We start from the raw sequence: 13501 nt of genomic DNA, 5'->3' as shown, positions 1-13501 counted from the left end.
ATACAAATGAAAATTATAAAAGGAGTAAACGGTAAATCGCCCCAAATTCCAGCTGATTGTTACATAGCAGAAAACGCCACAATTGTAGGCGATGTGCAAATGGGAAAAGAGTGTAGCGTTTGGTTTAATGCCGTAATAAGAGGCGATGTACACTACATAAAAATGGGTAATAAAGTAAATATTCAAGACGGTGCCGTAATCCATGCAACCTATCAAAAATCACCAACTACAATCGGTAACAATGTTTCCGTTGGGCACAATGCCATTGTACACGGTTGTACTATTTACGACAATGTCTTAATAGGTATGGGAAGCATTATTATGGACGATTGTATTATTGAATCTAACTCGATAATTGCAGCCGGAGCGGTGGTTTCAAAAAACACCATTGTAAAAAGCGGAAGTGTTTATGCCGGTGTGCCAGCTAAAAAAATTAAGGACGTTTCTAAAGAATTAATTTCAGGAGAAATTGATCGAATAGCTAATAATTACGTAAAATATTCAAGTTGGTTTAAGGAATAATATTTGGGCGTTACCTAAAGGTCGGGCTTTACGTTGTATCTTTTTTTCGTGCCTCAAAAAAAGGATGTCACTTCAATCCCTAACGCAAACCTCACAAAAATTCATAAAAATTCATAAAAAAGCTCAGTTTTGTTTCCAAAACTGAGCTTTTAATCAAAACTAACCTACTATCAATCAATACTATTTTTCTTGATGTTCTCTATGTTTTCTTTTTGCATCTTTTCTGTGTTTCATTTTCTTTTTAGCTTTATACTTTTTCTTTGCGCTCATTTTTTCGAAACGTTCGTATTGTTGTTTGTTTAAAATACGTTTCATTTCGGCTTTAAAAGCAATTTGAGCATCTAAAGCATTGCTTTTCTTATTAAAACGTTCATCAGCAGATAGTTTAGCTCTTTTTTCACCACTTTCCTTCATTGCCTTTCTTTTCTGATGCATTTCTTTACGTTTTATAAATTTATCAGTTAATAAGGGAGTGATATCTCGCTGCTGAGAAGTTGTTAAATCTAGCTTTAATGTCATTTTTTTTACAGCTAACTCAGTTTGTTGTTCTACAGTTAGCATTTCTAAGTTATTTCTTTTTCCTTTTTGAGCTTGAGTTGTTAATGTAAACCCAATTGCTAAAACCAATACTGTTACTAATTTTTTCATATTTATAAAATTTAAGTTTTTTAATTATTTATACATCTATGACTATGCTTCTTTAAAAAAGTTTAAATTTGAAAGTAACTTTAACATTTCTTTAATTTTTATGAAAAATACAGTCAGATTTTTGTGGAAGCTGCTTTTATTAATGTTTGTAGGCTTTGTACTCTTTTTTTTCTGGGCATCATCACCATCAATTGATGAAAAAGAGTATAGTAAATTAATAGAAAGAGAAAACTCCCTAGTTGTAAAAAATGATTCAATATATAGTATTGTAACTTATAATGTTGGTTATTTAAGTGGAATGACAAATAATTTACCGGTAGCAAAACCAAAAGAGTTGTTTGATAAAAATCAGCAAAAGGTAGAAAGTGAACTTAAAAAAGTAAATCCGGATATTATTGCTTTTCAGGAAATTGATTATAAGGCTTCAAGATCTTATAACGTAGATCAGGAAGAAGCGTTTATGAATTTAGGATATAATTATGCCGCAAGAGGTGTAAATTGGGATGAGCGCTATGTGCCTTTTCCGTATTGGCCACCAAGTATGCACTTCGGAAAAGTAATCTCGGGTCAATCAATTATTAGTAAATATAAATTAAAAGAGTACGAGCGCATTGTTTTAGAACGTGTACCAGATAATCCTTTTTATAGAGATGCTTTGTATCTAGAAAGGTTGGCGCAAGTTGTAAAAGTTATTTTAGAAGGGAAAGAAGTGGTGTTAATAAATATCCATTTAGAGGCTTTTGACAAAGATACTAGGGTTCGTCAGTTTGAGTATATTTTGGAGCTGTTTAGTCAATATAAGGATAAATATCCAACAATATTATTAGGTGATTTTAATTCAAGCGCGAGAGATGAGAATTCAGCAGTTCAAAAAATATTTAAAATGAACGGAGTAGGAAACGCTGCTTTTAACGCTGTAGATCCTTCAAATACATTTAATAGTAAAAATCCTTTCGAGCGAATAGATTATATTTTTTATACAGAAAACTCTATTGAATATATAGGCGGAAAAGTATTGAATGATTTTGAGCAAGCCTCAGATCATTTACCCGTAGAAATGAGATTCAGATTAAAATAAAACTTAAAAACTCATTGCTAAAACAATGAGTTTTTTATGTTGTAAAAACAAAAAACCCGAACAAATGTTCGGGTTTTTTCGGTGGTGCCTCCAGGAATCGAACCAGGGACACAAGGATTTTCAGTCCTTTGCTCTACCAACTGAGCTAAGGCACCGTTGAATGCTTATTTAAGTAACAAAATAAAATTCACAATTAGATTGAGAAAATTATAGTGGTGCCTCCAGGAATCGAACCAGGGACACAAGGATTTTCAGTCCTTTGCTCTACCAACTGAGCTAAGGCACCAGTTTGCTACTTTCGTTAAGCGGATGCAAATATACAACCGTTTTTTAATTATACAAAGTATTTGTTTTAAAAAAAATGTATTGTAAATTTGAATTCTAAGAAATAAAGAGATGAATTTAATTATCGATGTTGGTAATACAAGAGTTAAAGCAGCTGTTTTTGAGTTGAATACAATCAAAGAAGTTTTTGTTTTTAGTAAGACAGAAATTGTATTTGAATTGAAAAAAATTATTAAAAATTTTTCTATTTCAAGCTCTATTGTGTCTTCTGTGTCTAATATATCAGAAAAAACACTAAAAGAAATCACTGATTTATTAAATCCGATTTTTTTAAATTCCGATATTAAAATTCCTTTTATAAATAAATACGAAACACCAAAAACTTTAGGAGTTGACAGAATAGCACTTGCAGCAGCAGCTACAGGAAAATACCCGCAAAAAAACGTTTTAATTATTGATGCAGGAACCTGTATTACTTTCGATTTTATCAATAATAAAAACGAATATTTAGGAGGTGCAATTTCTTTAGGTATTACAATGAGGTATAAGGCATTACATGATTATACGGCTAAATTACCATTGCTAGGTTTAAGTGAAGTATCTAGTTTTATAGGCACAAACACAAACACATCAATACATTCGGGTGTTGTAAACGGCGTAATTAATGAAATTGAAGGCGTTATTAATCAATATCAAAAAAAGTATGGAGATTTAACAATTGTTTTAACAGGAGGAGACACATATTTCTTGGCTAAACAATTAAAAAGTGGCATATTTGCCCATCCAAATTTTGTTTTGGAAGGATTACATACCGTTTTGACATATAATTTAACGAATGATTAAGAGATTTATATTAGGAATACTTGTGCTTAGCGCAGTAACAATATCAGCACAAAGAAACAGTGCGTCACCTTATTCTTATTTTGGAATTGGAGAAAATTTTGAAGCAGTTACTGTAGAGCAAGCATCTATGGGGGGTATTGGAGTTGCTTTAAAAGATACTCACCACTTAAATTTCACGAATCCGGCTTCAAATGCAGATTTAAGAGCGGCTACATATGGTATAGGTGGAAATATGAGTTTCCTAACAATAAAAGAAGGAAATACATCACAATCTGGTAAGTCAACAAACTTACGTTATATCTCTTTAGGTTTTCCGTTAGGTAAAAAAGCAGGGGTTTCTGTTGGGTTACAACCTTTTTCTTCAGTTGGTTATTCTTTATTAAATAACCAAAACGATGAAGAGGTAACTTTGTTTAGAGGAGAAGGAGGAACAAATAAAATATATGCCAGTTTTGGAATGTATGTTTTAAAGGGGCTTTCAGTAGGTGTCGGAGCAGGATATATTTTTGGTAATCTAGATAATAGCATCATAAACCAAAGGGCTGATGTTGCTTTAGGAACAAAAAATGAAGAATCTGTAAATATTAGAGGAGGGCAATTTAAATTAGGTGCTCAATACAAAAGAGAGTTGAAAAATAAATTAAACTTTTTTACTGGAGCTTCAATAACTTTAAATAGCGATTTATCTGCAAACGGAAATGAAAGAATGTATTCTTTTTCAGGACAAGATATTCAAAGAGATGAGCTTTTTAATAGAACGGTAAGTGGAGATATAAACATTCCTGTAAAAACTGTTTTCGGAGTAGGTTTAGGAAAAGAGAACAAATGGTATGTAGGTATTAATCAGCAATATCAAAGTGCTTTAAGTAGTAATAGTTCATTAATTTCAGATGGCGGGGGTTATAAATACGATGATTCAAATAAATTATCAATAGGAGGTTATTATATTCCGAAGGTGAATTCAATATCAAGTTATTGGGATAGAGTTACTTATAGGGCTGGTTTGCGATTCGAAGATACAGGTCTGTTAGTTAAGACCACAAATGATTTTACAGCAATTAAAGACTTTGGCATAAATATTGGATTAGGATTGCCATTGCCAAGACAATTGTCTAATGTAAATATTGGATTTGAATATGGGCAAAAAGGATCATCAAGTAGTAGCTTGGTAAAAGAAGAATATTTTAATGTTAGATTAAGTTTATCATTAAATAGTCTTAAATGGTTCCAGAAAAGAGAAATAGATTAATAAAAAAAACTGATACAAGATGAAAAAAATTACGTATTTACTAACAGGATTATTTTTGTTCGTAGCCGTAAATGGTGTTAAGGCACAAGCGAGTCAAGAATGTAACATAAAGTATAACCTTTTTAAAGGAGATGCATCTACAGGGAAGTATGCTGAAGCTAAAGGAAACTTAGAGTATCTATTAACAAACTGTCCAAAACTATCAGTTAATATTTACAAGTACGGAGAGAGAGTAGCAGAGAAATTAAAAGATCCTGTATTGGCCAAGAAAGTTTATGAAACACGATTAGTAAACTTCCCAACAAAAGGAGTCGCAAAATTACATAGTGATTATGCAAGTTATTTAATTGAGAATAAATTAGCGACAGATGACGAGGTTTTCGAAATCTTAAAAAAAGCATATGAACTTTCTCCTAAGGATATGGGAGTTAAAAATATATTTAGATATTTTGAAACTATAGCAGAGATTAATAAAGATACCAATCCTCAAAAAGTATTTGATACTTATGATGATGTAATGGAATCTGTAGAAGAGAAGTTAGAAGACTATAACAAGAAGGTAGCTAAATTACAAGAAAAGGATTCTTTAGGAACTATTAGTGCAAGAGAAAAAAGAAACTTGAGAGCTTTTACTATTAACTCTGGTTCTTTAGGACAGGTTGAAGGTGGTTTAGATGCTATGATTTCTAAAATAGCTACTTGCGAGCGATTAATTCCTATTTATACTAGAGATTTCGAAGGTAAAAAAACAGATGGTGTTTGGTTAAAAAGAGCAGTTTCTAGAATGTATAATAAAGGTTGTCAAACAGATCCTTTATTTGAGAAGTTAGCAAATGCTTATGCTGAAACTACACAATCTTCTGATGCTTACAACTTCTTAGCTGGAGTTTTGGCTAAAAATGGAGATAGAAGTGGTGCTGTAGAAATGAAAAAGAAAGCTTTTGATTTAGAAACAGATCCTTTTGTAAAGGCAAAGTATAAATTAAGAGAAGCGCAGAATGCTAGCGGAAGTAGAGCAAGATCTTTAGCTTACGAAGCATTAAGATATAACCCAAACATGGGTAAGGCGTACTTATTTATTGCAAGTTTATATCAAAAGAGTGCAAACTCTTGCGGTAGTGATGAGTTTGAAAAGAGAATGGTGTACGTAGCTGCTTTAAATAAAGCATTAAAAGCAAAAAGAGTAGATCCGGGTTGTGGAGCCAATAGATATATTTCTAGTTATACTAAAAATGTACCATCAAAGAAATTAATATTTCAAAAAGGTATTGCTTCAGGAGCTAGCCATAAAATTGGTTGTTGGATTGGTGAAACAGTTCGTGTACCATAATAGAGTTAGATGAAATTATACTCTATAAATATACATAAAAGCATTGCTGCCATTTTTTTGGTGGCAATGCTTTTTTCTTGTGTAAATTCAAAACAAGAAGTACGAGATTTTTTAGCTGATAAAAATATGCCTGTAGGAAAGGCAATAAATATTTATCACATTAAAAAAGACTCAGGTAAAATTACTTCAAAAACAAAAGCATCTCTTTTTTATGATTTTTCTAATAGAGAGGAGCATCCGTATAGCGAGTTCCCTAAGGGAATAAAAATTGTTACTATTGATAAAACAGGAAAAGATTCTACTACAATCACTGGCAATTATGCGTTGTCATATAGTAAAACAGGTGTTTCTGAAATTAAAGGAAATGTGGTAATCTTAAACCATTCTGGAAACAGAAAGTTAGAAACCAATCAGTTATTTTGGGATCAAAAAGAACATTACTTTTTTACTGAAGATGGCTTTAGGTTAACAACATTAAGAGATACTGTTAACGGTTTTGGTTTTGAGTCGAAAGAAGATTTATCTAAATATATAGCTAAAGACATTACAGGAGAAATTCAAACAAATCAAAAATAAATACAATGAATACATTTTGGAAGTATTTACAGTACGGTTACTTAGTTATTGGGGCATTGTTTTTTGTCGAAGGTGTTTTTCAATGGAGCACAAGCAAACAAGATGCGCTTATTCGATTTGGATTTGGTATCTTTATTACTTTAATTTTCTTCTTTAAACGTCATTTTAGAAGAAAAGTTGAAAAGAGAAATCAACAACGTTAATGGAATTTGAAATCATTATAATTCTTAGCTCTATACTATTTTCGGCCTTTTTTTCAGGTATGGAAATAGCTTTTGTTTCTGCCAATAAATTACATATTGAGCTAGAAAAAAAGAGAGAAGGTTTTTTACCTAAAATATTAGCGATTCTTACCCGAAAATCATCAAAGTTTATAACAACAATGTTGGTTGGTAATAATGTAGCATTGGTAATATATAGTTACTTTATGGGACAATTGTTAATGAATTGGTTTCAAACAGCATTGCCAACAGATTTTACATTTATAAACTATTTGTTAGATGATTTAAACCTTTTAACACAAACAATAGTATCTACACTTATTATCTTAGTAACGGCAGAGTTTTTACCTAAAACCATATTTAGAATTTATGCAAACGAAATGTTAAAGCTTTTCGTAGTGCCGGCATATATTTTTTATTTATTATTTTACGGAATAACTTGGATTATCACCAAAATTTCAGATTTTTTCTTATTCATTTTTTTCAGAATAAGAGAAGCAGAAGCTAAAAAAGAATTTAGTAAAGAGGAATTGGGGAATTATATTTCTGAACAATTAGATGGAGGAAATGACGAAGATAAAATCGATTTAGAAATCCAAATTTTCCAGAATGCATTAGGGTTTCACAAGGTAAAAGCCAGAGAAATTATGGTGCCTCGAACAGAAATTATGGCAATTGATATACACGAATCTGTCGAGAATTTAAAAGAGATGTTTATCGCAACAGGTTTATCTAAGATTTTGGTTTATAAAAATTCTTTTGACGATATTTTGGGGTATGTAAGTGCTTTCGAATTATTCAAAAATCCAGTTTCTATCAAGTCGATTTTATTACCGGTAGAATTTGTGCCAGAATCGATGATTATTAACGATGTTTTAAACAGTTTGATAAAGAAAAGAAAAAGCATTGCAATTGTTGTAGATGAATATGGCGGTACATCAGGGATTATAACTGTAGAAGATGTTGTAGAAGAATTATTTGGTGAGATTGAAGACGAACATGATAGTCAAGAGTTACTAGAAGAACAAATTAGCGATCAAGAATTTAAATTTTCAGCACGATTAGAAGTCGATTATTTAAATGAAGAATACGATTTAAATATACCTAAAGAAGAAGCCTACGAAACGTTGGGCGGATTTATTATAGATCATACAGAAACGATACCCGAACAAGACGAAGTTTTACACATCGATAAATTCTATATTAAAATACTAAAAGTAAGCGCTACTAAAATTGATGATTTGTACTTAAAAGTCATCGATATAGAAGATTAAAACGTACTTTTCTGCATAGATTCTCAATCAAAAAAAAACAGCTTAAAAAAACATTGCTTTGTTTACTATGAAATTGTATTTTCGCTCACTGTAAATAAAATAAATAACGTATGGCAATTTTATCGAAAATTAGAGAACGTTCAATGTTCTTAATTCTTGTAATTGGTTTAGCACTTTTTGCTTTTGTATTAGACCCTTCTACAATATCAGATTTTTTTAATGCAAGTAAAGTAAATGAAATAGGTGAAGTAAACGGTGAAGCTGTTTCACGCCAAGAATTTGCAGAAGCTTTAGATGCTTATAAAGCACAAACAGGTAATAGCGTTTCTGAAATGCAAGCAGCAAAAACTGTTTGGAATAACATTATCAGACAAAAAATATACAAAACTCAGTTAGAAGAAGCAGGAATTACTGTTGGTGATGCTGATATAATGAATAGATTGTATGAAACTCCGTTTATTCAAAACGACCCAAGATTTCAAAGCGCAGGTCTTTTAGATAAAAATAAACTTAAAGAGTTCTTAGCAACTATTAAAGAAGAAAACGGAGCTGATTGGAGTAATTGGCAAAACTACATGTTTTCTTTAAAGAACGAACTTGAAAAAGCAGCATACGATAATTTAGTATCTGCAGGTTTAGGAGCTTCTTTAAAAGAAGGTGAAGCACAATATTTAACAGAAAACACAAAGGTTTCAGGTAAATATGTTTATGTACCTTATACTACAATTGCTGATGATTTAGTTGTTTTAAAACAAAGCGACATTAAAAATTATATTAGTAAATACGAAAATCAATTTCAAGTAACAGCCTCTAGAGATATTAAATTTGTAAAGTTTGATATTAAGCCTACGGCTGAAGATGAAGTAGCTGTTAAAGCAGAAGTAGCTATGTTAATAGAAGATTCAGTAACTGGTGCTAACATAGCTGTTAAAGGATTAAAGAACACTAGTAATTATGCTGAGTTTTTATCAGAAAATGATTCTGATATCGCTTTAGACAACAATTACAAGTTTAAGGTTCAAGTACCACAAGTAATTGCTGAGCAAATTTTTAATGGTAAAGAAGGCGATGTTTTCGGACCATATAAAGACGCAAACCACTTTAAATTATCTAAAATTACAAAAGTAGTTCAATTACCAGATTCAGCTCAGGCAAGTCATATCTTAATTCCTTTTGTGGGTTCTGCAAGTGCAGATGCAACAGTAACACAAACAGAAGAAGAAGCTAAGAATACTGCAGATAGCTTATTAACAGTTTTAAAAGCTAACAAATCTAAATTTGCAGCTTTAGCAAAAGAGTTTTCTTCAGATAAAGGTTCTGCTGAAAAAGAAGGTTTCTATGATTGGTTTGGTTACAACAGAATGGTACCAGCTTTTAGAGACTTTGCTTTTGAAGGGAAAAAAGGAGATATGGGTGTTGTAAAATCTCAATTTGGTTTTCACGTAATGAAAGTTGATGGTCAGAAGAACTTTCAAACAGTTGTAAAATTAGCAACTTTTGGACGTAAGATTGAGGCATCAGAAGCTACAGAAAATACAGTTTTTCAAAATGCTGAAACTTTTTCTTTAGATTTATCAAACGGTAAAAACTTTGATGAAGTTATAAAAGAAAAGAATTTAGTTTCTCAGCCAGCAGTTGGTTTAAAACCTTTAGATGAAGTTGTACCAGGAATTGGTAATGAAAGACAAATTATAACTTGGTCTTTTGACACAGAGGTAAACGAAGGAACTTCTAAACGTTTTGATGTTGAAGGAGGATATGTAGTAGCTGTTTTAACAGGTAAGACTGAAAAAGGTTTAATGCCAGTTGAAAAAGCGATTTCAAGAGTTCGTCCTATTTTAACAAACGAAAGAAAAGCAAAATTAATTGAAGCTAAAATTAGCGGAGCTACGTTAGCAGAAATAGCTAAATCGGTAGATGTAACTGTTAAAAATGCTGCAGATGTAAACTTACAATCACCAACAATTTCGGGTGTAGGGTTTGAGCCTAAAGTAGTAGGAGCAATGTTAAACGCTAAAGAAAACACTGTAGTTAAAAACGTAGCAGGAGATAAAGGAGTATTTGCTTTTGAAGTAACATCAAAAACATTACCAACAGCTTTACCAAACTACGATTCTTACAGAAAGCGTTTAGTAAACGAAAGAAAAAACAAATCTTTTCAAATGTATGAAGCTATTAAAAAAGCTTCTAACATTGAAGATAACATGAGTTCTTTTTACGGAATTCAGTAATCAGAAAAGTTAAAATAAAAAAAATCCGAACTCATTGAGTTCGGATTTTTTTTGTGCTTTATTATAAAGGTATAACTTATCTATTTCAGAAGCTCTTCTTAGCTAATAAGCCTTAATTAGCCATCGCTTTACCCAAAGCTTCTCCAAGGTCAAAAACATAACCAGTTATTATCATAATGGCTATAAAAACGATTAAAACATACCAATAATTTATTTTTTTAGTTTTCATAACTCAATTTTTATAGTTTGTAACAATTTATTTATTGGCAATTATAATAATAATAATAATAAACCAAAAAAAAGCAATCTCAAACGAGATTGCTTTTTTTAAAATATATTTTAAAGCTTTGTATTAAGCGTTTAAAGGTTTTCCGTCCCAAGCAGCTTTTGCAGCTTCTTTAACAGCTTCTGAATATGTTGGATGTCCATGACATATTCTTGCTAAATCTTCAGCAGAAGCTCTAAATTCCATTGCTACGGCAGCTTCCATAATTAAATCGGCAACACGTGCACCAACCATATGAACTCCTAATACTTCATCCGTATTTTTATCAGCCAATACTTTAACAAATCCGTCAGTATCTCCACTTGCTCTAGATCTTCCTAAAGCACGCATAGAAAATTTACCCGCTTTGTAAGCAATACCAGCATCTTTTAACTCTTGTTCTGTTTTACCAACAGCGGCAACTTCTGGCCATGTATACACAATACCAGGAATTAAGTTATAATCGATATGAGGTTTTTGTCCTGCTAAAAATTCAGCAACAACAACACCTTCTTCTTCAGCTTTGTGTGCTAACATTGCTCCACGAACAACATCACCAATAGCAAAAATATTAGAAACACTAGTTTGTAAATGTTCATTTACATCTACCATTCCTTTATCAGTAAGCTTAACGCCTGCTTTTTCTAATCCTAATCCTTTTGTAAAGGCTTTACGTCCAACAGCAACTAAACAATAGTCTCCGTTAAAAGTAACTTCTTCACCTTTTTTATTGGTTGCTTTTACAACAACTTCGTCTCCGTTTCTTTCTACAGAAGTAACACCGTGACTTGTGTTAAACTTCATACCTTGTTTCTTTAAAACTTTTTGAAGTTCTTTAGAAATATCAGCATCCATGGTAGGTGTAATTTTCGGAGCATATTCAATTACCGTTACATCAGCACCTAAACGTTTGTAAACAGAACCTAACTCTAAACCGATTACTCCACCACCAATTACTAATAAATGTTTTGGTACTTCTTTAAGTTTTAAAGCTTCAGTTGATGTTATAACGCGCTCTTTATCTAAAGTGATAAAAGGCAATGTAGATGGTTTAGAACCTGTAGCAATAATAATGTTTGTACCTTCAATTACTTCAGAAGTTCCGTCGTTTTTAGTAACCTTTACATGTGTTGCATCTTCAAAAGAACCTAAACCTTCATGAACAGTAATATCATTCTTGTCCATTAAATATTTAATTCCGCCTGTAGTAGTTTCTACAACATTAGCTTTACGGTCTACCATTTTTCCGAAATCGAAAGAAGGCTTTTCAACAGTAATTCCGTGCTCTTCAAAATGATGCACAGCATCGTAATAATGATGAGAAGAATCTAATAAAGCTTTAGAAGGAATACATCCTACGTTTAAACAGGTACCACCTAAAGTTGAATATTTTTCGATGATAGCTACTTTAGATCCTAATTGAGCGGCTCTAATGGCAGCAATATATCCACCTGGACCAGAACCAATAACGATTAAATCGTATTTCATAAGTCGTGTTTTTATTGTTTATGTATATCTGATAAAAATTAACGTTTTATCAGTTTATATTTTGTTTTTCAGAATAATAAGTGCAAAATTACACATAAAAGTTGATTTGCTGAAGTATGTTTTCGATTACTTTTTATCAATAAGTATCATTAATTATTTTAACTTTGAAACCATTATGAAACAACTATTAATTATCGGGTATGTTTGGGTAGAACCAAATTCTTCTGCCGCAGGAAGTAGAATGTTGCAATTAATTGAATTGTTTTTAAAGAATAATTATAAAATAACATTTGCTTCGCCAGCACAAAAAAGTGAAAAAGCAATTCATTTAACTGAATTGGGAGTAGATGAAAGATCGATTGAATTGAATAATACTTCTTTTGATGATTTTATATCTGATTTAAATCCGTCTATCGTGCTGTTTGATCGTTTTATGATGGAGGAACAATTCGGGTGGCGCGTGGCAGAAAACTGTCCGGATGCTTTAAGGGTTCTTGATACAGAAGATTTACACTTTTTGCGTAAAACCCGTCATCAACAATTAAAAAAAGAAGAAATTTTTTCTACGGATGCTTTATTAAAATCTACGGATGCGAAACGAGAAATCGCTTCTATTTTACGATGTGATTTAAGTTTGATTATTTCTACGTATGAAATTAAGCTTTTAAAAGATGTGTTTAAAATTGATGAAAATCTATTGTATCATTTACCTTTTTTATTAGATAAGATTGATAAAAAAGTTGTTAATGGTTGGAAGCCTTTTGAGGAACGAGAACATTTTGTATTTATAGGGAATTTTTTTCATGCACCAAATGTAGATGCTGTTTTACAGCTTAAAAATTATATTTGGGAGTTAATTCGTAAAGAATTGCCAAAAGCAGAAATCCATATTTACGGGGCGTATGCAACCCAACAAATAAATCAGTTGCATAATAAAAAAGAAGGTTTCATTATAAAAGGCTTTGCAGATGATGCAATGCAGGTAGTGCAAAATGCAAAAGTGGTGTTAGCTCCGATACGTTTTGGTGCTGGGATAAAAGGAAAACTTACCGAAGCGATGCTTTGTGGAACGCCAAGTGTTACCACAACGATTGGGGCAGAAGGAATGAGTGAAGATTTAATTTGGAATGGTTTTGTAGAAGATGACTTTGATGAATTTGCTTTTTTAGCAGCAGAGTTGTATCGGAATAAAAACTCATGGAAGCATTACCAAGGAACAGGTATTGAAATTATCAATAACATTTATGATAAAGAAAAGATTAGTCCACTTTTCATTAATCTGATAAAAAAAATACAAGAAAATAAAAATACACATCGTACTCAAAATTTTCTTGGAAGTTTGTTACAACATCAAACCTTACAAGCTACAAAATACATGAGCAAGTGGATTGAAGTGAAGAACAAGTAATTATAAATTAGTGTCAGTTCGAGCGCAGTCCAGAACTTTTAATGTTACAGTTGTAAAATTAGTTAAACAGCGCTCAAAGTGAC

At 31.6% G+C, this 13501-nt stretch carries 12 protein-coding genes and 2 tRNA genes; 10 read left to right on the top strand and 4 right to left on the bottom strand.

Features of this window, described 5'->3' with window-relative positions; all coding sequences use genetic code 11:
- The first annotated feature begins 6 nt into the window (after positions 1–6).
- Complete coding sequence (locus RRF68_RS06660; protein ID WP_218771355.1) at positions 7–522, top strand: gamma carbonic anhydrase family protein; 516 nt, start codon at positions 7–9, stop codon at positions 520–522.
- Between the two features lie 180 nt (positions 523–702).
- Here RRF68_RS06660 and RRF68_RS06655 read toward each other — a convergent pair whose 3' ends face one another.
- On the bottom strand, positions 703–1170 hold the full coding sequence (locus tag RRF68_RS06655) for a hypothetical protein (RefSeq protein ID WP_315943867.1): 468 nt from the start codon (positions 1168–1170) through the stop codon (positions 703–705).
- Between the two features lie 100 nt (positions 1171–1270).
- Here RRF68_RS06655 and RRF68_RS06650 point away from each other — a divergent pair, with 100 nt between their 5' ends.
- Complete coding sequence (locus RRF68_RS06650; RefSeq protein ID WP_218771353.1) at positions 1271–2248, top strand: endonuclease/exonuclease/phosphatase family protein; 978 nt, start codon at positions 1271–1273, stop codon at positions 2246–2248.
- Between the two features lie 82 nt (positions 2249–2330).
- Here the strand turns inward: RRF68_RS06650 and RRF68_RS06645 are convergent.
- Both RRF68_RS06645 and RRF68_RS06640 read right to left on the bottom strand, forming a co-directional pair.
- Positions 2331–2403, bottom strand: a tRNA-Phe gene (locus tag RRF68_RS06645).
- A gap of 58 nt (positions 2404–2461) precedes the next feature.
- A tRNA-Phe gene (locus RRF68_RS06640) sits at positions 2462–2534 on the bottom strand.
- A gap of 110 nt (positions 2535–2644) precedes the next feature.
- Here RRF68_RS06640 and RRF68_RS06635 point away from each other — a divergent pair.
- The 7 genes from RRF68_RS06635 (at position 2645) to RRF68_RS06605 (ending at position 10257) form a co-directional block, all read left to right on the top strand.
- Complete coding sequence (locus tag RRF68_RS06635; RefSeq protein ID WP_315943866.1) at positions 2645–3376, top strand: type III pantothenate kinase; 732 nt, start codon at positions 2645–2647, stop codon at positions 3374–3376.
- A complete protein-coding gene (locus RRF68_RS06630) occupies positions 3369–4625 on the top strand; it encodes a hypothetical protein (protein ID WP_315943865.1) in 1257 nt (418 codons plus the stop codon). The genes RRF68_RS06635 and RRF68_RS06630 overlap by 8 nt, the downstream gene beginning before the upstream one ends.
- 19 nt (positions 4626–4644) lie before the next feature.
- Complete coding sequence (locus RRF68_RS06625) at positions 4645–5955, top strand: hypothetical protein (RefSeq protein ID WP_275316890.1); 1311 nt, start codon at positions 4645–4647, stop codon at positions 5953–5955.
- Between the two features lie 9 nt (positions 5956–5964).
- On the top strand, positions 5965–6531 hold the full coding sequence (gene lptC / locus RRF68_RS06620) for an LPS export ABC transporter periplasmic protein LptC (protein ID WP_315943864.1): 567 nt from the start codon (positions 5965–5967) through the stop codon (positions 6529–6531).
- A gap of 5 nt (positions 6532–6536) precedes the next feature.
- The gene (locus RRF68_RS06615; protein WP_218771348.1) at positions 6537–6734 is read left to right on the top strand and encodes a hypothetical protein; all 198 of its coding nucleotides are present in this window, start codon (positions 6537–6539) and stop codon (positions 6732–6734) included.
- Positions 6734–8026 carry a hemolysin family protein gene (locus RRF68_RS06610; RefSeq protein ID WP_315943863.1) on the top strand — a complete coding sequence of 431 codons (1293 nt, stop codon included), beginning with the start codon at positions 6734–6736 and terminating at the stop codon, positions 8024–8026. The genes RRF68_RS06615 and RRF68_RS06610 overlap by 1 nt, the downstream gene beginning before the upstream one ends.
- Positions 8027–8136: 110 nt before the next feature.
- Positions 8137–10257: a peptidylprolyl isomerase gene (locus tag RRF68_RS06605; protein WP_315943862.1), complete on the top strand. Its 2121-nt coding sequence runs from the start codon at positions 8137–8139 to the stop codon at positions 10255–10257.
- Between the two features lie 352 nt (positions 10258–10609).
- On the opposite strand, the gene lpdA is transcribed toward RRF68_RS06605, so the two are convergent.
- On the bottom strand, positions 10610–12010 hold the full coding sequence (gene lpdA, locus RRF68_RS06600; RefSeq protein ID WP_315943861.1) for a dihydrolipoyl dehydrogenase: 1401 nt from the start codon (positions 12008–12010) through the stop codon (positions 10610–10612).
- A 175-nt stretch (positions 12011–12185) separates the two neighbouring features.
- On the opposite strand from lpdA, the gene RRF68_RS06595 reads away from it, so the two are divergent.
- The gene (locus RRF68_RS06595) at positions 12186–13418 is read left to right on the top strand and encodes a glycosyltransferase (RefSeq protein WP_315943860.1); all 1233 of its coding nucleotides are present in this window, start codon (positions 12186–12188) and stop codon (positions 13416–13418) included.
- Positions 13419–13501: the final 83 nt, after the last annotated feature.

The organism is Tenacibaculum sp. HL-MS23 (genome assembly GCF_032463465.1).
In the GTDB taxonomy this organism is placed as follows: Bacteria; Bacteroidota; Bacteroidia; order Flavobacteriales; family Flavobacteriaceae; genus Polaribacter; species Polaribacter bernardetii.
The sequence above is the reverse complement of the archived record's forward strand: the minus strand, read 5'-3'. Positions and strand labels throughout refer to the sequence as shown.

Bases quoted from the DNA above. Each gene is read 5' to 3' on its own strand.
- RRF68_RS06660 (WP_218771355.1), top strand. From the start codon at position 7: ATGAAAATTATAAAAGGAGTAAACGGTAAATCGCCCCAAATTCCAGCT.
- RRF68_RS06655 (WP_315943867.1), bottom strand. From the start codon at position 1,170: ATGAAAAAATTAGTAACAGTATTGGTTTTAGCAATTGGGTTTACATTA.
- RRF68_RS06650 (WP_218771353.1), top strand. From the start codon at position 1,271: ATGAAAAATACAGTCAGATTTTTGTGGAAGCTGCTTTTATTAATGTTT.
- RRF68_RS06635 (WP_315943866.1), top strand. From the start codon at position 2,645: ATGAATTTAATTATCGATGTTGGTAATACAAGAGTTAAAGCAGCTGTT.
- RRF68_RS06630 (WP_315943865.1), top strand. From the start codon at position 3,369: ATGATTAAGAGATTTATATTAGGAATACTTGTGCTTAGCGCAGTAACA.
- RRF68_RS06625 (WP_275316890.1), top strand. From the start codon at position 4,645: ATGAAAAAAATTACGTATTTACTAACAGGATTATTTTTGTTCGTAGCC.
- lptC (WP_315943864.1), top strand. From the start codon at position 5,965: ATGAAATTATACTCTATAAATATACATAAAAGCATTGCTGCCATTTTT.
- RRF68_RS06615 (WP_218771348.1), top strand. From the start codon at position 6,537: ATGAATACATTTTGGAAGTATTTACAGTACGGTTACTTAGTTATTGGG.
- RRF68_RS06610 (WP_315943863.1), top strand. From the start codon at position 6,734: ATGGAATTTGAAATCATTATAATTCTTAGCTCTATACTATTTTCGGCC.
- RRF68_RS06605 (WP_315943862.1), top strand. From the start codon at position 8,137: ATGGCAATTTTATCGAAAATTAGAGAACGTTCAATGTTCTTAATTCTT.
- lpdA (WP_315943861.1), bottom strand. From the start codon at position 12,010: ATGAAATACGATTTAATCGTTATTGGTTCTGGTCCAGGTGGATATATT.
- RRF68_RS06595 (WP_315943860.1), top strand. From the start codon at position 12,186: ATGAAACAACTATTAATTATCGGGTATGTTTGGGTAGAACCAAATTCT.